Origin of the sequence: Nocardioides marinquilinus, from assembly GCF_039543705.1 — a bacterium.
Classification (GTDB): domain Bacteria; phylum Actinomycetota; class Actinomycetes; order Propionibacteriales; family Nocardioidaceae; genus Nocardioides; species Nocardioides marinquilinus.
Genome location: NZ_BAABKG010000003.1, coordinates 25,683 through 44,359 on the forward strand (window position 1 = coordinate 25,683; position 18,677 = coordinate 44,359).

10 protein-coding genes are annotated in these 18,677 nt (G+C 75.3%); 5 read left to right on the forward strand and 5 right to left on the reverse strand.

Annotation, left to right across the window (positions count from 1 at the left end):
* Nucleotides 1-12 precede the first annotated feature (12 nt).
* On the reverse strand, nt 13-912 hold the full coding sequence (locus tag ABEA04_RS11255) for a dihydrodipicolinate synthase family protein (RefSeq protein WP_345458366.1): 900 nt from the start codon (nt 910-912) through the stop codon (nt 13-15).
* Nucleotides 913-1,037: 125 nt separating this feature from the next.
* Nucleotides 1,038-5,507 carry a reprolysin-like metallopeptidase gene (locus ABEA04_RS11260; protein WP_345458368.1) on the reverse strand — a complete coding sequence of 1,490 codons (4,470 nt, stop codon included), beginning with the start codon at nt 5,505-5,507 and terminating at the stop codon, nt 1,038-1,040.
* Between the two features lie 111 nt (nt 5,508-5,618).
* On the opposite strand from ABEA04_RS11260, the gene ABEA04_RS11265 reads away from it, so the two are divergent.
* On the forward strand, nt 5,619-6,053 hold the full coding sequence (locus tag ABEA04_RS11265) for a VOC family protein (RefSeq protein WP_345458370.1): 435 nt from the start codon (nt 5,619-5,621) through the stop codon (nt 6,051-6,053).
* Nucleotides 6,054-6,290: 237 nt separating this feature from the next.
* Here the strand turns inward: ABEA04_RS11265 and ABEA04_RS11270 are convergent, their stop codons facing one another.
* A complete protein-coding gene (locus tag ABEA04_RS11270; protein ID WP_345458372.1) occupies nt 6,291-10,742 on the reverse strand; it encodes a reprolysin-like metallopeptidase in 4,452 nt (1,483 codons plus the stop codon).
* Between the two features lie 105 nt (nt 10,743-10,847).
* Here ABEA04_RS11270 and ABEA04_RS11275 point away from each other — a divergent pair, with 105 nt between their 5' ends.
* Complete coding sequence (locus tag ABEA04_RS11275) at nt 10,848-11,861, forward strand: extracellular catalytic domain type 1 short-chain-length polyhydroxyalkanoate depolymerase (protein ID WP_345458374.1); 1,014 nt, start codon at nt 10,848-10,850, stop codon at nt 11,859-11,861.
* A 95-nt stretch (nt 11,862-11,956) separates the two neighbouring features.
* Complete coding sequence (locus ABEA04_RS11280) at nt 11,957-13,063, forward strand: FUSC family protein (RefSeq protein WP_345458376.1); 1,107 nt, start codon at nt 11,957-11,959, stop codon at nt 13,061-13,063.
* 190 nt (nt 13,064-13,253) lie between these two features.
* On the opposite strand, the gene ABEA04_RS11285 is transcribed toward ABEA04_RS11280, so the two are convergent.
* Nucleotides 13,254-13,685, reverse strand: a complete 432-nt coding sequence (locus ABEA04_RS11285) for a hypothetical protein (RefSeq protein ID WP_345458378.1) — start codon at nt 13,683-13,685, stop codon at nt 13,254-13,256.
* An 80-nt stretch (nt 13,686-13,765) separates the two neighbouring features.
* Here ABEA04_RS11285 and ABEA04_RS11290 point away from each other — a divergent pair, with 80 nt between their 5' ends.
* Together ABEA04_RS11290 and ABEA04_RS11295 are read left to right on the forward strand one after the other, a co-directional pair.
* On the forward strand, nt 13,766-14,341 hold the full coding sequence (locus tag ABEA04_RS11290) for a TetR/AcrR family transcriptional regulator (protein WP_345458380.1): 576 nt from the start codon (nt 13,766-13,768) through the stop codon (nt 14,339-14,341).
* Nucleotides 14,338-15,504 carry an SGNH/GDSL hydrolase family protein gene (locus ABEA04_RS11295; RefSeq protein ID WP_345458382.1) on the forward strand — a complete coding sequence of 389 codons (1,167 nt, stop codon included), beginning with the start codon at nt 14,338-14,340 and terminating at the stop codon, nt 15,502-15,504. The genes ABEA04_RS11290 and ABEA04_RS11295 overlap by 4 nt, the downstream gene beginning before the upstream one ends.
* Here the strand turns inward: ABEA04_RS11295 and ABEA04_RS11300 are convergent.
* Nucleotides 15,482-18,667, reverse strand: coding sequence for a putative Ig domain-containing protein (locus ABEA04_RS11300; RefSeq protein ID WP_345458384.1), 3,186 nt, complete (start codon nt 18,665-18,667; stop codon nt 15,482-15,484). The two genes, ABEA04_RS11295 and ABEA04_RS11300, sit on opposite strands and share 23 nt — an antisense overlap.
* Nucleotides 18,668-18,677 lie beyond the last annotated feature (10 nt).

Below are 18,677 nucleotides of genomic sequence, written 5' to 3' on the forward strand. Positions count from 1 at the left end.
ACCCAGCCTGGCTCACCGGTGTCCGGCGGCCAGCGCCGCCTCGGTCGCCCGGGTGATCCCGGCCGCGACCTCGGGCGCGAGCGGAAGCCGCGGCGGGCGGCAGCGACCACCGCGCCGGCCGACGACGTCCATGGAGAGCTTGATGGCCTGCACGAACTCGACCTGGGAGTCCCAGCGCAGCAGCGGGTGCAGGTCGCGGTAGGTCGCGAGCGCCTCGACGGCGTCGGCCGGGTCGCCGGAGGTGGCCAGGTCGTAGACGCGGCGGCAGGCGACGGGCAGGGCGTTGGTGTAGCCCGAGACCCACCCGACCGCACCGGCCAGGCCGACCTCGAGCAGCACGTCGTCCGACCCGACGAGCACGTCGAGGCCCGGCGCGAGCTCGCGGATGCGGTAGGCGCGGCGCACGTCGCCGGTGAACTCCTTGACCGCCACGATGAGGCCCTCGGCGTGCAGCTCGGCGAGCAGGTCGGGCACCAGGTCGACCTTGGTGTCGATCGGGTTGTTGTAGGCCACGACCGGCAGGCCCACCGAGGCGGCGGCGCGGTAGTGGTCGACCACCGCGGCCCGGTCGGCCCGGTAGGAGTTGGGCGGCAGCAGCATCGCGCAGTGGGCGCCGGCCTTGGCGGCCTGCTCGATCCACCGGCAGCTCTCCAGCGCGCCGTACGCCGCCACCCCCGCCATCACCGCGAACCCCTCGGGCGCGGCCTCGACGGCGGTCTCGACCACGCGAGCCCGCTCCTGCTCGGTCAGCGTCTGGTACTCCCCCAGGGAGCCGTTCGGGACGACGCCGTCCATGCCGTTCTCGGCCAGCCAGCGCACGTGGGCGGCGTAGGCGTCGTGGTCGACGGCGAGCTCGTCGTCGAAGGGCAGGGCGGTGGCGACGGTGATGCCGTGCCACGGCTGGTGGGCCATCGGTTCTCCTCGGCTCTCGGGTGCGGCACGATGTTATGTGACATTGCACTGTCGGTCCAGGGGAAGGGCCGGCCGCGGGTGCGACCGGCCCTCCGACCCTGTCAGGAGCTCTCAGCCAGGCGGCGTCAGAGCACCAGGCCCGCGCGGGAGACGTGCGACGGGCGACCCGTCGCCGCCGCGCCGACGACGGCGAGGCCGTCGACGCGCACCTCGGTGGTGCCGAGCGTGCGCACCCGGACGACGCCCGAGCGCGGCGCGCCGAAGCTGGCGATCTTGACGACCACCGGCTGCTTGCGGGTGGCGCTCGACGTCCCGAACGCCTTCAGGCGCTGGTTGCCGAGCAGCACCTCGAGGCGGCCCTGCTTCGGCCCGGTGCCGACCACCAGCGAGAGCGAGGTGGCCCCGGTGACCCGGTAGGTCAGCCAGGCGCCCTTCCGCTTGGTGGTCAGGTAGCTGCCGCGGAACGCCGTGCCCAGCGTCTTGCGCTGCCAGACGCCCTGCTGCTTGGCGAACCCGGTGTCGTCGACCGGCACGGTGAAGCGACGGGTGGCCGGCGTCGCGTCGGCGTTGCCGGCGGCGTCGGTGGCCCGCACCGAGAACACCTGGGTGCCGGCGGCCGGGTTGCGGTAGGTCACGCTGCCGCCGTTGCAGGCCTTCGAGACGCCGCGCAGGGTGCAGGTGTAGGTCGCACCCGGCTCGGAGGCGAACCGGAGGACGACGTCGCGCGCCGTCACGATCGCGTCCTGGGCCGGCCCGGCGGTGATCCGGGCGTCGGGCGGCGTGGTGTCGACCGGGGTGGTCGTGACGACGACGGTCGCCGGCTCGGAGGCACCCTCGTAGCGGGCGCCGGTGAGCGTGGCGACGACCTCGTAGGTGCGGTCGGTCGGCGCGTCGATCGTGCACGCGGCGTCGCCCTGGGTCACCGGGGCCGAGCAGAGCGCGTCGCCCGTGGTCTGGTCGGTGAAGGCGACGGTGCCGGTGGGCACGCCGGGGGTGCCGTCGTCGTCCTCGACCGTGACGCCGAGCTTCAGCGGCTCGCCGGTGCCCGTCGTGGGACCGATGTAGGTGAGCGTCGCCGCGTCCTTCACGACGGTGATCGTGAGGCTCCGCTGCACGTCGGCCGCGTTGCCGGGGCCGTCGGAGAACGTCACCTGCAGCTGGTAGGTGCCCGGGTCGACGTCCGCCACGCCGAGCACCTGGAAGGTGCGGCTGCTGGGGCTGATGTCGACGGTCTGGATGTCCAGGCCGGTGGGCAGGCCGGTCCAGGAGGCGTCGATGTCGCCACCCTCGACGGTGTTCGAGGTGACCTGCCAGGTGGGCGAGGGGATGAGCACGTCGGACGACGCCACGGTGTAGGTCGCGCCGTCGGCGTCGCCCTCGACGGTGAGCGTCGGCTGCGCCGGGACGTCGACCACGAGGGTCGCCGGGGCCGACGCACCCTGGTAGCGGGTGCTCGTCAGGGTGCCGACGACCGCGTAGGTGCGGTCGGCGGGAGCCTGGAACGTGCACGCTGCCGTGCCCGAGGCCACGGTGGCGGTGCAGAGCTGGTCGCCGGTGGTCTGGTCGGTGAAAGCCACGGACCCGGTGACGGTGCCGGGCGTCGCGTCGCCGTCGACGACCGAGGCCGAGACGTTCACGGTGCCGCCCTGGCTGGTGGTGTCGCCGGTGTAGGTCAGCGCCGCGGCGTCCTTGGTGACGACCACGGTGAACGAGACGGTCTGGTCGTCGGCGTTGCCGGCGCCGTCGGAGACCGTGACCGTCACCGGGTAGGTGCCCGGGTCGACGTCCGCGGTGCCGGTGACGGTGAAGGTGCGGCTGTCGCCGGTGCTCGACGTCGGGGCCAGGGTCAGCCCGGTCGGGAGCCCGGTCGCCGAGGCGGTCAGGGCGTTGCCCGCGACGGTGTTCGACGTGGCCGTGATGGTCGGCGTCGTGCCCAGCGGGTCGGACGACGCCGCGGTGAAGGTCTGGCCCGCGGCGTTGCCGCCGGTGGTCAGCGTCGGCGTCGGCGCGGTCACCGGGGTGATGGTGATGTTGGCGTCGTTGAGGTCGTAGAAGTAGTTGTCGATCGCCTCGACCTTGATGCGGCCCTGGCTGGTGGCGACGTTGGGCCACGTGACGGCCTGCGAGCCGTCGTTGGGCGTGCTGGCCAGCAGCACCGTCGGGTAGGTGAGGCCGCCGTCGGTCGACAGCGAGATCTTCACGTTCGAGACCGAGTAGGGCGCCAGGTCGGTGCCGACGACGTCCCACGCCACGGTGCCGGTGGCGTTGCCGCTGACGCTCGACGCCGTGCCCTGCGAGGTGATCTGGAACGGCGCGGTGCCGGCCGCGGTGATGGTGACGTCGGCGAACGACGTCCCGCCGTCGAAGCCGCCGTCGGCGCCGCCGAGGTCACGGGCGGTGAGTCGGAAGCTCATCGAGCGCGCCACCCGGGGCAGGAACTCGGAGTAGCAGCGCAGCGCGGCGCTGTCGGAGGTGGCGGTGCCGGAGAGGGTGCCGCACGTGCCGGTCTTGGCGTTGGTGGCGCCCTCGGCGACCTGGGCGAGGTCGGGGAAGGACCGGGTGGGGCTGGTGCCGGGCACGTTCTGGCCGGGCGACGGGGTCTGCTGGCTGCCGGCCGCGCTGACCGCGGCGTAGGTGCCGAAGATGCGGAACAGCGGACCGACGGTCTTGGTGTTGTTGTTCAGCGCGGTGCCGGTGGCGCCGCCGACGTCGTTCTGCTCCCAGGAGTAGGTGAGCGTGTCGCCCTCGGGGTCGGTGGCCGAGCCGGTGAGCACGAACGGGGTGCGGATCGGGATGGTCTTCGCGGCGGGCGCGGTGACCGTGGGGTTGCGGTTGCCGGTGGGGGTCGGGTTGTTCGAGCCCTGGTTGTCCTCCGCGCCGCCGTTGTCGGTGGTGCCGACGATGGGGGTGAAGGTGCCGCTGGCGACGGTGACCGCGGGCTTGGCGATGTCGGCCGTGCCCGACCAGGTGATCTGGAAGCCGTTGGTCAGCGACGTGCTGAGGCCCCACAGACCGGTCACGGTGGCGGTGGCGCTGCTGGGCTCGGCGGCCTCGACGGCGGTCTTGATGCCGGCGGCGGTGTAGTTCGTGCCGGAGGTGACGGTCTGCGCCGCACCGCCGTAGGAGATGGTGAACGACTCACCCGAGCCGAACCCGCTGAGGGCGATGTTCTGCACCTCGTTGTCGTTGCCCGGCGCGCCGCGGGTGAAGGCGGCGATCTCGGCCTGCGAGCGCTGGCTGAAGATAGGGTCGCTGTGCGACTGCAGGTTGTCGATGCCGCAGATGCCGGCGTAGGCCATCACCGAGACGCCCGAGCCGGGCTCGACCGACGTGGTGGCCTCGCGGTTGTCGTCGGCGCAGCTGCCCGACGTCCCGTTGAAGGTGTGGTTGCCGGCGAACTGGTGGCCGACCTCGTGCGCGACGTAGTCGATGGCGAAGCCGTCGCCGGTGGGCGGGGCGAGCCCGGTGCAGCCGGCCGCCTTGTCGAAGGTGCCGACCACGCCGAGGCCGGCGACACCGCCGCCGTCGCCGTCGGCGCCGAAGACCACGTGGCCGATGTCGTAGCTGTCGGCCCCGATGAGCTGGCCGGCGACGTAGCGGGCCTGGTCGAGCACGTAGAGCGACTGCTGGTCGGCGGTGAGGCTGTAGCAGCCGTCGGTGGTCAGCGTCGGGTTGAAGCACGCCAGCTGGCCGCAGCGGCCGTTCGCACCGGTGAACTGCTGGGCGGTGTCGAAGTTCAGCTGGTCGGTGCCGCTCACCAGGAGCAGCCGGATCGACAGGTCGTCGCCGTAGACCTGGTTGACGCGGTTGATGAGCGTCGTCTTCTCGGCGGTGGTGTTGCCGCTGAACGCGGCGGCGTAGCTGGGGTCGGAGATGAGCGCGAGGCGGTAGGTGCGCTGGATGGCGACCTGTCCCCCACCTTCGCCGACCGAGGGGCTCGTGGGCTTGCCGGCGCCGTCGGCGTGGAGGTCGTCGCGATCGACGACGTCGGTGCCGGTGACCTCGCGCTGCCGCTCGGGCAGGTCGGAGCCCAGGTAGGACAGGTAGAGCGCGTCGTCGCCCTGGTTCGCGCCGTTGTAGGCGGGGTCGACGTACCAGGTGGCGCCGGGGCCGCGCACCGAGGCGTGGAAGCCCATCGGCGTGACGTCGAGGCGGATGGTGGCGGGCGCGTCGCCGGTCGCGGAGCCGGCCCAGGTGGTGATCTCGGGGTGCGCGGCGGCCAGGCCGGCCTCCAAGACGGGCGACTCCGCGACGGCGAACTCGATCAGCTCGCCGTCGGGCGAGGGCACCGAGATGGTCGCCAGGTCGGCGCCGCGGGCGGCGCGCCGCTCGTTCGGGGCGGCGTCGAGCCGCTGCTCGAGGGCGCCGAGGTCGAGGTGGTAGCCGGCGTAGTCGCTGGGGTCGACCCGGCGCTGCAGGCCGTCGCGGCTGGCGCGGGGCGCCTCGTCGACCGGCGTCCAGACGCCGTCGGTCGCGGGCGCGGGGCTCGCGGCGGGCGCCGCCTGTGAGGACGGCAGCGGGGCCAGGACGGCGGCCGCCACGACGGCGGTCACGGCGGTCGCCAGGGTGGCGGGTATCAAACGGGTGCGGGGCATCGGAGTCCTTCGTCGGTGAGCAGCGGCTCAACCTAGGGCGAGGCACCCACACCTGTACGCCGATTGCGACAACCCACAGGTCGCGGCGTCCCGACGGCCTACCGTGGGTGGATGCCTGCCGGCTTCCCCGTCGTGCTCCACACCGCCCTCGACGCCCGCGACTGCCGCGGGTTGGCGGAGTTCTACCGCGAGCTGCTCGGCCTGACCTACCGGCCCGGCGACGAGCCGCCGTCCCCGGACGAACGGGACGACGCCGACTGGCTGGTGCTGCTCGACGACACCGGACGCCGGGTGCTCGCGGTGCAGCGCAAGCCCGACACCACGCCGCCGACCTGGCCCTCGGAGCAGGTGCCGATGCAGCTGCACCTCGACCTGCGGGTCGACTCGGTCGACGAGCTCGAGCGCCACCGTGCGCGCGCCGAGCGGCTCGGTGCGCGGCTGCTGCACGACCGCTCGGACGACGGCGGCGAGCCGCTCCACGTCATGGCCGACCCGGCCGGCCACCCGTTCTGCCTCCTCGTGCAGCCGCCCCCCGACGGCGACTGAATGACGATGGTCGAGGTGCGAGGCCGGCCACGGCCGAGCCTCGAGACCTCGCAGCGATCACGCGAACGTCGGTGTGGAGGGCCCTTCGACAAGCTCAGGGTCCGTGGTACCGGCCTGGCCTCGACAGGCCGGTGGTCTCGAGGCTCGTCGCCAGGGCTCCTCGCACCTCGACCATCGTCGGCAGCCGATCTCCACCCCACGGACCCTGAGCCTGTCGACGGGCATCCGCCGGGGGGCTCAGAGCGTCAGGCCCGCCCGCGACACGTGGGCCGGGCGGCCGCTGGGGCGCGCGGTGACCACGGCGAGGCCGTCGACCTGCACCTCGGCCGCGCCGAGGGTGCGCACGCGCACCAGGCCCGAGCGCGGCGTCCCGAACCGCGCGACCGGCACGACGACCCGGCTGCGGCGGGTGGGGCTCGTCGTCCCGAAGGCCTTGAGCCGCTGGTCGCCGAGGAGCACCTCGACGCGGCCGCGGCGCGGGCCGGTGTCGACCACCAGCGACAGCGCCGTCGCCCGGCTGACGCGGTAGGTCAGCCAGGCGCCCGGACGGCCGGTGGTGAGGTAGGAGCCGCGGAAGGCGTCGGCGCGCTTCACGCGCCGCCACGAGCCGGCGCGCTTGGCGAACGCGGCGTCGTCGACCGGCACCGTGAACCGGCGGGTGGCCGCGCGCGGGTCGACGTTGCCGGCGCGGTCGGAGGCGTCGACGACCAGCTCGTGGGTGCCGGCGGGCAGGTCGCGGTAGGTCACGCGGCCGTCGTCGCAGCGCTGCGCGATGCCGCGCAGGATGCAGGTGAGGTACGCCCGCGGCTCGGAGGCGATCTCGAAGACGACGTCGCGGGTCGTGACGATCGCGTCGGGCGCGGGTCCGCGGGTGATGCGCGCGGTCGGCGGCGTGGTGTCGACCTCGACGACGACGGTGGCCGTGTCGACGGTGCCGGCGTAGCGGACGCTGTCGAGGACGACGAGGAGGTCGTAGGTGCGGTTCGCCGGCGCGGGGACGGTGCACGTCGCGACACCGGAGAGCAGCGGGGCGTTGCACAGGCTCTCGTTGCCGGCCCGGTCGGTGAAGTACACGGTGCCGTAGACCCGACCCGGGTGGGCGTCGTCGTCGACGACCGACGCCTTGAGCGTGAGCGGGCCGCCGGCGCCGGTGGTGTCGCCGGTGTAGGTCACCGTGGCGAGGTCGACGACGACGGCGACGACGAACGGCACGGTGCGGTCCTCGGCGTTGCCCGGGCCGTCGGAGACGGTCATGGTGACCCGGTACTCGCCCGGGTCGGCGTCCGCGACGCCGACGAGCGTGAAGGTGCGGCTGGAGCCGGAGGTCTCGGACGCCACGACGCTCAGGCCGTCGGGCAGACCCGTGGCGGTCGCGGTGATCGCGCTGCCGGGCACCCGGTTCGACGTGGCCACGACGGTCGGCGCCTCCTGGAGGGGGTCGGACGACGCCGCGGTGAAGCGCCGGTTCTCGGCCCGGCCGCCGATGGCCAGGATGGGCTCGTCGGGGGGCTCGACCACGACGGTCACCGGCTCCGAGGCGCCCACGTGGCTGTCGTCGTCCAGCGTCGCGACCACCTCGAGGGTGCGGGCGACCGGCACCTCGACGGTGCACGACGCGTCGCCGAAGTCGTTGCCGGCGACGCACAGCTCGTCGCCGGTCACCCGGTCGGTGAAGACGACGAGCCCGATGAGGAGGTTGGACGGCGTGTCGGCGTCGACGACGGTGGCGGCCAGGGTGAGCGGGTCGCCGGTGCTGGCGGTCTCGCCGGTGTAGGTGACCGTGGCGTCGTCCGTGGTCACCTCGATGGTGAACGAGACCGTGCGGTCGTCGGCGCCGCCCTCGCCGTCGGAGACGGTCACGGTCACGGGGTAGGTGTCGGGGACGCCGTTCGCGGCGCCGGTGACGGTGAAGGTGCGGCTGTCGCTCGTGGTGGTGGTCGGCGTGAGGTCGAGCCCGTAGGGCAGGCCGCGGACGGTCGCCGTCAGCGCGCCGCCGGCGACGCTGTTCGACGTCGCGGTGATCGTCGGCGTCTCGGGCAGCGGGTCGGACGACTGCACCGTGAAGGTGGCGCCGTCCGCGTTGCCGCTGGTGGTGAGGGTCGGGGTGGGCGGGGCCGGCGGCGCGATGGTGATCGGGGCGTCGTTGACGTCGTAGAAGTAGTTGCCGACCGCCTCGACCCTGATCCGGGCCTGTGGGGTGTCGACCTCGAGCGGCCAGGCGACCTCGGCCGACCCGTCGTTGGGCGTGCCGGCCAGCAGCACGAACGGGAAGGTGCGGCCGCCGTCGGCCGAGAGCGTGACCCTCACCTGCGTCGTCGAGACGGGCGCGGCGGTGGTGCCGGCGACGTCCCAGGTGACGGTGCCGGTGGCGCCCTGCGTGACGGTGGTCGGCGTGGCCTGCGAGGTGACCCGGAACGGCTGGGTGCCGGCGACGCCGACGAGGACGTCGTCGTAGGAGGTGCCCCCGTCGGGGCCGCCGTTCGCTCCCCCGAGGTCGCGCGCGGTCAGCCGGAACGTCATGGTGCGCGCGGTGCGGGGCAGGAACTCCGAGAAGCAGTCGAGCGCGGGGCCCGGGGACGCGCCGGTGCCGGTGTAGGGCGGACAGGTGCCCGTGTCGGCGTTGGTGGCGCCGGCGACCACCTGCGCGAGGTCGGGGAAGGAGCGCGAGGGGCTCGTGCCGGGCCGGTTGGCCCCGGGTGAGCCGTACTGCGCACTGCCGGCCGGGGTCACCGGGGCGTAGGTGCCGAAGACGCGGAACAGCGGCCCGAGGTCCTTGGTGTTGCTGTTGAGCGGCGTGCCGGGGTTGCGGTCGGCGTCCTCGTCGAAGCCGGGGTCGTTCTGCTCCCACGTGTAGACGAGCGCGTCGCCGTCGGGGTCGGTGCCCGAGCCGGTGAGCTCGAACGGCGTGCGCGGCGGGATGGTGCGGTCGGCCGGCGCCGTGACGACCGGGTTGCGGTTGCCGGTGGGCGCCGGGTTGGCGTAGCCGCGGTTGGTCCAGGGCCCGCCGTTGTCGATCGTGCCGACGATCGCGTCGAGGCTGCCGCCGGCGACGGCGACGGTCGGGCGCGCGATGTCGACCCGGGTGCTCCACCGGACGGTGAAGCCCTCGGGGCCGAGGGTCTCGGCGCCACGGAGGCCGGCGACGGTCGCGGTGGCGGTGCTCGGCTCGGCCTCCTCGAGGGCCGTCTTGAGCCCGGCGAGGGTGTAGCTCGACCCGAACGTCACCGCGCGCGACGGCGTCGCGCCGTAGGAGATGCGGAACGAGTCGCCGGCGCCGAAGCCGGTGAGCGCGACGCTCTGCAGCTCGCGCACGTTCAGCGGCTGCTCGACGGTGTAGTCGGCGATGTGCTGCTGCGAGCGCTGGCCGAAGACCGGGTCGCTGTGCGGCTGCAGGTCGTCGATGCCGCAGATGCCGGCGTAGCCCATGATCGTGCTGCCCGACCCGGGCTCGACCGACGTGGTCGCCTCGCGGTTGTCGTCGGCGCAGCTCTCCGCCGTCCCGTTGAAGGTGTGCTCGGCGGCGAACTGGTGGCCGAGCTCGTGGGCCACGTAGTCGATGGCGAACCCGTCGCCGATGGGCGGGTCGAGGCCGGTGCAGCCGCCGGCCTTGTCCTCGGTGCCGACCGAGGCGAGGTAGGCCAGGCCACCGCCGTCGCCGTCGGCCCCGAAGACGATGTGGCCGACGTCGTAGGCGTCGGCGCCGACGACCTGGCCGAGGACCTCGCGGTTGGTGTCGATGACGGTGTCGAAACAGCCGACGTCGCTGGCGGTGTAGCAGGGCAGCACGCCGCAGCGGCCGTTGGCGCCGAGGAAGCCGGCGGTGGTGTTGAAGTTGAGGCGGTCGTTGCCGTCGACCAGCAGCAGCCGGATCGACAGGTCGTCGCCGTAGACCTGGGTGAGCCGGTTGACCAGCGTGACCTTCTCGGCCGTCACGTTGGCGGCGCCGAAGGCGGCGGCGTAGCTGGGGTCGGAGGCGAGCGCCAGCCGGTAGGTGCGCTGGACGGCGACCTGCCCCGGCCCCTCGCCGGCCCGCGGGGCCGGCGTCGTGCCGTCGTCCCGGCCGCCGACGTCACGGGGGTCGAGGACGTCGGGGCCGGTCAGCCCGCGCTGGCGCGGCGGCAGGTCGGAGCCGCGGTAGGACAGGTAGAGCGCGTCGTCGCCCTGGTCGGCGCCGGTGTAGGCGGGGTCGACGTACCAGGTGGCGCCGGGGCCGCGCACCGAGGCGTGGAAGCCCATCGGGGTCACGTCGAGGCGGATGCTCGCGGGGGTGCCGCCGGTGGTGGTGCCGGCCCAGGTGGTGATCTCGGGGTGCGCCGCCGCCAGGCCGCGCTGCATGACCGGCGACTCGGCGATCGCGAAGTCGACCAGCTCGCCGTCGGGCGAGGGCACCGCGACCGTGGCCGGCGCGGCCCCGCGGGCGGCACGGCGCTCGCTCGGGGCGGCCGCCAGCCGCTGCTCGAGCGCGCCGAGGTCGAGGTGGTAGGCGGCGAAGTCGGTCGGGTCGACCCGCTGCCGCAGCCCGCCGCGGCCCGCCGTGGGCTCGTCGTCGACCGGCGTCCACACGCCGGCGGCTGCCGGCGACCCGGGCGACGGCGCGGCCGTCGAGGAGGGCAGCGGCGACAGGACGGCGGCGACGACCACGGCCGCGAGGGCGGGCGCGAGCGTCGAGGGGAGCAGGCGGGAGCGCATCGGTGCCCTTCGTCGGGAGCCGCTCAACCTAGAGCCGCCCGTGAACCCGCGTACGTCGAACCGCCGACAACCACCCGGCTGGTCTCGACCGCCTACCGTGGGCGCGTGCCCGCCGCGCGTCCCGTCCGCGCCCCGCGCCGGGCCGTGGCTGCGCTGGCCAGCCTGCTGGTCGTCGTGACCCTCGCCGGCTGCGGGACGCCGGAGCCGACGGCGTCCTCCGAGCCGCGCGTGACGCCCGAGGGCGGTTGGACGACGCGCGGCGTCGCCGGCCTCGACGTGCGGGTGCACCTGCCCGGCACGGCGCCCACCCTCGGCCGCGGGCGCGCGCTGATGATCGGCCTGCACGGCTGCGGGCAGACCGGCCGCGAGCTGGCGGCCACGGGCAGCTGGGTGGCGACCGCCGACGCCCACGGCATGGTCGTCGCCCTGCCCACGGTGCCGGACGGCGGCGTCCTGGCGGGCTGCTGGGACTACTACGGCCCCGACCACAGCCGCACCGCCCCCGCGCGCCACGACGACGACCTGCTCGCCCTGACCCGCGCCCTGGTGGCCGACCCGCGCTACGACGTCGACCCCGACCAGGTCTACGTCGCCGGGGTGTCGTCGGGCGCCGGCGAGGCCATGGTGCTCGGCTGCCTGGCCCCCGACCTCTTCGCCGGCGTGGGCCTCGCCGCCGGCCCCACGATCGGGACGACGGCCACCCAGACCCGTGAGGTGGCCACCGACGCGGCGACCGCCCGGCGGCTGTGCGCCTCGCTCGCGGGCCGGCACCGCGGCGCGTTCGCCACCCAGCTGACCTCGGTGGTGCACGGCGCCGACGACCGCCTCGCGGCCCCTGGCTACGCCACCGTGAGCGCCGAGACGATGGCCGGCCTGTACGGCGCGACGTCCACCGCGGCGATCGACCCGGCCGACCTGCCCGGCGGGCGCCCGGACGACGACGGCACCGTCTACTCCGACGCCCGTGGCCCGCGGGTCTCGCTCGTCACCGTCGACGGTCTCGGGCACGCCTGGCCCGCCGGCGCGCCGCCCGGCGGCCCGTTCGTCAGCGCCACCGGCCTCGACTACCCCGCGTACCTGACCGACTTCCTGTTCGCCCACAACCGACGCGTCCGGTAGGCGGCTGTGACAGGCTCGCGCCATGGGTGACATGGGTGACGTGGTCGGTGCGCGAGCCGCGCGCCTCGCGAGCGGGGTGCGCTGAGCGGGCCGCCATGGAGCGCCCTCCCCTCGACCTCGCGCGGCAGCGCGGCCGCGCCTCGCTGAGCGTCCGCGCGAGCCGGTTCCGCGACCGCCGCTGGCAGATCGCGCAGTGCGCCATCGCCGCGGCCGTCGCCTGGTTCATCGCGCACGACCTGCTCGGCCACCCGGCACCGGTCTTCGCCCCGATCGCCGCCGTCGTCAGCCTCGGGACGTCGTACGGCCAGCGGCTGCGCCGGGTCGCCGAGGTGACCTGCGGCGTGGCGATCGGCGTCCTGCTGAGCGACCTGCTGGTCGCCTGGCTGGGCCGCGGCGCCTGGCAGATCGGGCTCGTCGTGGGCCTGGCCATGACCACCGCCGTGCTGCTGGACGCCGGCACCCTGTTCATCAACCAGGCGGCCGTGCAGGCGATCTTCGTCGCCACGCTCGTGCCGGGGCCGGGCGAGTCGCTCGTGCGCTGGACCGACGCCGTCGTCGGCGGCGCCGTGGCCCTGCTCGCCGCCACCGTGGTGCCCGCCGCGCCGCTGCGGCGTCCGCGGGAGCAGGCGGGCGTCGTCCTGACGAAGGTGGCCGAGCTGCTGCGCGGGGCCGCGGCGGTGATGCGCGACGGCGACGCCGAGCGCGGTCTCGACCTGCTCGACGAGGCCCGCGCGACCGACCCGCTGGTGCGCACCCTGCAGGCCGCCGCCGACGAGGGGATGGCGGTGGTGGCGTCGTCGCCGTTCCGGGTGCGGCACAAGCCCGGCCTCCGCAAGATGGCCGACCTCGTCGACCCGCTCGACCGCTCGCTGCGCAGCACCCGGGTGCTGGTGCGGCAGACGGCGGTCGCCGCCTACCACCGCCGGCCGGTGCCCGACTCCTACGCCCGGCTCGCGCTCGAGCTGGCCGACGCCGTCGACCTCGTCGTCGACGAGCTGGTGCACGACCGGATGGCGGTCGCCGCCCGCGACGCGCTGCTCATGGTCGGCGGCCGCTCCGGGGCCGTGGAGCGCTCGAGCGAGATGACCGCCGAGGTGGTGCTGGCCCAGCTGCGCTCGATCGTGGCCGACCTGCTCATGCTGACCGGGCTCGGCCAGCTCGAGGCCACCGACGCGCTGCCCCCTCCCCCGCCCCCGCGCTGAGCCGCAGGCCCGTCGACGAGCTCAGGGTCCGTGCGGGCGGGGTGACGTGATCGCTCAGGGGTCTCGAGGCTCGGCCGTGGCCGGCCGCGCACCTCGACCATCGTGGAAGTCCGCCGTCGACGACGGTCGAGGTGTGAGGAGCCCTGGCGACGAGCCTCGAGACCACCGGCCCCGCACGCCCACCCGCCCGTCAGGCCCAGGTGACCTCGAAGCCGCAGCCGGCGTCGAGCGTCGGGGTGTCGAAGCGGACGACGTCGCCCGCCGGCAGCTCGAACCGGTCGGTGAGGTCGTTGAGGTTCGACCCGCCGGTCTCGCCCTCGGGCGCCATCGCGTCGTCGGTGCGCAGCACGGCCCCGTCGCCGTCCACCGACTCGACGCGCACCTCGACCGGCCCGCCGACGGGGCACGGCACCGAGACCGCCGCGCCCTCCTCGGCCGCCAGCGTGCGGCTGACCGGCGTCGGCTCGTGGTCGCGGTCCCACCCGTTCCAGTCGCTGGCCACGACGGTGATCCCGCCGGCCGGCGGGGCGCCGCCGGATCCGGAGCCGGTGCCGTCGTCGTCGCCGCAGGCGGCGAGCAGGCCGAGGGCCAGGGCGGGGAGCAGCAGGAGCGTGCGGTGCATGCGGATGGGACGTGCGGCCCCGTCGATTGGCTCCCTCCTACACCTGTCGCTAGATTGCCTACTATGCGTAGGAAAGCACCGTGCCGCGCGCGGGCCTGACCGCCGAGCGGCTCACCACGGCCGCCGCCGAGCTGGCCGACGCCGAGGGCCTGGAGGCCGTGAGCGTCGCCGCCCTCGCACGGCGGTTCGGGGTGCGGCCCGCCAGCCTGTACTCCCACGTGGCGGGCACGGAGGCGCTCCGCGTCCGGGTCGCGCTGCTGGCGCTCGAGGAGATGGCCGACCTCGCCGTGGACGCCGTCGCCGGCCGGTCGGGCCGCGACGCGTTGGCCGCGCTCGCCGACGTCTACCGCGACTACGCCCGCGCCCACCCCGGCCGCTACGACGCCGCCCAGCTGCGGCTCGACCCCGACACCGCGGCCGGGAGCGCCGGCCCGCGGCACGCCGCCCTCAACCGCGCGGTGCTGCGCGGCTACCGCCTCGGCGAGCCCGACGAGACCCACGCCGTCCGCATCATCGGCGCCGCCGTGCACGGCTTCGTCCGACTCGAGGCGAGCGGCGGGTTCGACCACAGCCGGCCGAGTCCCACCAGCACCTGGACCCGCGTCGTCGACGCCCTCGACACCCTCTTCACCACCTGGAGCCGGAGCACCTCATGACCACCCCGCCCCTGACCCGCACGCCGATCACGCCCGACCTGCTGCGCGGCGTCCTGGCCCCCGAGCCGGGCGAGGTCGGCCTGCTCCCCCACCGGCTGCCCGCCTGGGCCCGGGCGCAGGCGCGCGACCCGCAGCTCGACCTGGTGCAGTCGCAGCCCTCCGGCGGCCGTCTCGTCTTCCGCACGGCGGCGAGCGTCGTCGAGCTCGAGACGCTGCCCACCAAGCGGCTCTACCCGGGGCTGCCGCCGCGGCCCGACGGCGTCCACGAGCTCGTGGTGGACGGCGAGGTGGTCGCCTCGGGCACCGTGCCCGGCGGCCGCACGCTCGTCGTCGACCTCGCCGGCGGCGCGCCCGAGCTGCGGCCCGGCGAGCCGGGCCGGGTGCGGTTCGCGGGACTGCCGGGGCGGCCGGTCGACGTCGAGGTCTGGCTGCCGCACGACGAGGCCACCGAGCTGGTGGCCCTGCACACCGACGCGCCGGTGGAGCCGGCGTCCGCGGTCGAGCGGCCGGTGTGGCTGCACCACGGCAGCTCGATCAGCCACGGCTCGAACGCCGAGCGCCCCACCGGCACCTGGCCGGCGGTCGCCGCGCGGCAGGCGGGCGTCGAGCTGGTCAACCTCGGTCTCGGCGGCAGCGCCCTGCTCGACCCGTTCGTGGCGCGCGTGATGCGCGACGTGCCGGCCGACGTCCTCAGCGTCAAGCTCGGCATCAACCTGGTCAACGCCGACCTGATGCGCCGCCGGGCGCTGGGTCCCGCCGTCCACGGCTTCCTCGACACCATCCGCGACGGCCACCCCGACACCCCGCTGGTCGTCGTCTCGGCGCTGGCCTGCCCGATCCACGAGGACACCCCCGGCCCCGCCGCGATGGACCTCGACGCCTTCGCCACCGGCCGCGTCGCCTTCAGGGCGACCGGCGACCCCGCCGAGGTCGCGGCGGGGCGCCTCACGCTGCGCGTGGTGCGCGACGAGCTCGCCCGCGTGGTCGCCGAGCGGCAGACCGCCGACCCGGCGCTGGCCTACCTCGACGGGCTCGAGCTGTTCGGCCCGGACGACGTCGTCCGACTGCCCCTGCCCGACGAGCTGCACCTCGACGCCGAGGCCCACCAGCTGGTCGGACGGCGGTTCGCCGAGCGGGTGCTCAGCCGACCGTGGCGCGGGTGACGGCCAGCCCCTCGACGACCACCTGCGAGGCGCCGTGGGTGACCACGCGCAGGGTGCCGCTGGTGGGCGTGGAGAAGTCGGCGACCTTCACCAGCTGACGGAAGCGGGTGGTCGGGGCGGCGGTGCTGTTGACGGTCCTCAGCCTGCGGTTGCCGAGGAAGACGTCGACGCCGCCGTAGCCGGGCGACTTCGTCACCACCAGCGAGACCGACGTCGCGCGGTCGAGGCGGTAGGTCAGCGAGGCGCCGCGCTTGACCACGGCGGCGTAGGTGCCGCGGTAGGCCGAGGGCGTCGTCCGCTTCTGCCAGGGTCCGGACGACGTCATCGCCCGGTCGTCGACGGGGACGACCACGCGGCGGGCGAGCACCGGCGAGACGTTGCCGGCGGAGTCGATCGCGCGCACCCGGAAGTCGTGGGTGCCGGCGGCGGGCCGGTCGTAGGTGACGCCGCCCGCCGGGCAGGCGGCCCAGGCACCGGTGAGGCGGCACTGCACGCGGGCGCCGGCCTCGGCGGAGTAGCGGAAGGTCAGCTGGTCGGCCAGCACGATCGAGCCCGCCCGGGGTCCGGCCGTGATGGTGGGACGCGCCGGCGCGGCGACGTCGCCGACGACCAGACCGGTGGGCTGCGCGGTGGCGCCCGCGAAGCGCGGGCCGGCGAGCGTGGCGGTGACCGCGTAGGTGCGGCTGCGGCCGGTGAAGGTGGCGGCGAAGGAGCACGTGGCGGCGCCGTCGACGACCGGGGCGGTGCAGAGCGTGGTGGCGCCGTCGGCGAAGGCGACCGAGCCGGTGACGGGCGCCGAACCGTCCGCGTCGACCACGGTGGCGCTCACCGTGACGGCCTGGCCGCTGCGGTCGACGTCCTGCGTGGTGGGCCCGGTGTAGGCGAGGGTGGCGTCGTCGCGCTCGACGACGACGGTGAGGGTGACGACCTCGTCGGCGGCGTTGCCCGGGCCGTCGGAGACCGTGACGGTGGCGGCGTAGGTGCCCGCGTCGGCGTCCGGCGTGCCGGTGAGGGTGAGGACGGCGTTGCCGTCGCCGTCGACGGTCTTGGTGAGGGCGAGGCCGGCGGGCAGGCCCGCGACCGTGGCGGTGATCGCCTCGCCGCCGACCACGTTGGAGCCGGCGGTGATGGTGGGTCCGTCGACGACGGGGTCGGTGGCCACGACCGTGACCGGGTCGGTGGCCGTGGTGGCGACCTCGAGCACCGGGTCGGTGCTGACGACGACCTCGGTGGTGACCTCACCGGTGTACTGCGGGCTGTCGAGCGTCGCGACGAGGTCGTAGGTGCGGCTGGCGGTGACGAGGTCGGCGCCGAAGGTGCAGGTGACGCGGCCGTCGCTGATGGCGACGCCGTCCTCGTCACCGGCCCCGCCGCAGAGGGACTCGCCGCCGACGCCGTCGGTGACCAGCACGCGGCCGGTGACCGGGAGCGGGTGGGCGTCGAGGTCGGCCGCGACGACGGCGAAGGTGACCTCGACGACGTCGTCGCCGGTGCGGGCTGCCTTGAACGTGCGGCGGCCGTCGTAGACCAGGGTGGCGGCGTCCTTCGCGACGGTGATCGTGAAGGCGGCCACGGCGTCGGCCGCTCCCCCGGCGCCGTCGGAGACGGTGACGACGACCGGGTAGCTGCCGGCCGCGGCGGTGACCCGGCCGGTGACGGTCCAGGCGGCCTCGTCGGTGTCGGGCCGCACCAGGCTCAGCCCGTCGGGCAGGCCGGTGGCGGTGGCGGTGAGGTCGGCGTCGTCGCGCACGTTCGAGTCGGCGGTGACGGTGACGCCGTCCGCGATCGGCTCGGACGCCGTGGCCGCGACCGGGCCGGTGGGGCCCGTCACCGTGAGCGTGGGCGTGAGGTCGAGCGTGAGCGGGTCGGGACCGTCGGCGCCGGTGTAGCGCTCGCTCTCGAGCGTGGTGACGACCTGGTAGGTGCGCGTGCCCGTGCCCGCGGCGAACGACGCGGGGAAGGTGCAGGACGCCGCGCCGGCCACGACGCTCTCGTCGGTGCACAGCTCGGTGCCGCCGGAGGTGAAGACCACCGCGCCGGTCGGGGTGCCCGACCCGTCGGGGTCGGCGACCGTCGCGGTCAGCGTGACCGCCTCGCCCGGGGCGACGGTGGTCGGGCTGCCGCCGGTGAAGGTGACGGTGGCGTCGTCCTTCGTCACGACGACGGTGGTCGTGACCTCGACGTCGTCGGCCCCGCCGGGGCCGTCGCTCACGGTGAGGGTCGCCGGGAAGCTGCCCGGTGCGCCGGTGGCGGTGCCACGCACGACCCACGCGGCCGCGGCCGGGTCGGGACGGACGAGCGAGAGCCCGGCGGGCAGGCCGACGGCGCTCGCGGTCAGCTCGGCGTCGGGCACGGTGTTCGACGTGGCGGTGAGCGTGGGCTCGGGGTCGATCGGGTCGGTGGTGGCGACGGTGACCGTGGCACCGGGCGCGGTGCCGCCGACGGTGAGCGAGGCGGGCTCGGGCCGGGTCACGGTGAGGGCGTCGGGGCCGTCGCTGCCGGCGTACTGGTCGCTGTCGAGGGTCGCGACGACCTGGTAGGTGCGGCTGGTGGCCTGGGCCGGGAACGCGGCGTCGACCGTGCACGACGCCGTGCCGTCGTCGACGGTGCCCCGGCAGAGCTCGTCGGCGCCGTCGGTGAGGACGACCTGCCCGGACGGCGTGCCCGTGCCGTCCTCGTCGACGACCGTGGCGGTCAGGGTGATCGGCTCGCCGGGGGCGGCGGTCGCGGTGGGCGGCGTGGTGTTGGTGACGGTGGCGGAGTCCGCGACCACCTGGGCCTCGAACGTGACCTGCTGGGTCGCGGCGACCCCGTCCGAGACGTCGACGCGGGCCGTCGTCCCGCCGACCTGGGTCGGGGTGCCCGTGACGACCCACGCGGCCGGCCCGGTCTGCTCGAGCGCCAGGCCGGGCGGCAGGTCGACGACGTCCGCGTCGATGTCCTCGGGCGGGACGCTGTCGGACTCGGCGGTGATCGTCACCGCGGGGTCGAGCGGGTCGGTGGCCTCGGCCGGGAAGGCCCGGTCGACGTCCTGCACGGTCACCACGAGCGAGGCGTCGTCGGCGTGCGCGGCACCGGCGGGCACGAGTGCGAGGGACGCGGCGGCCCCGACCGTCAGGACGAGCAGTCGGCGCAGCGCGGTCACGGGGGCACGGCCTGGCACGGCGCCACGC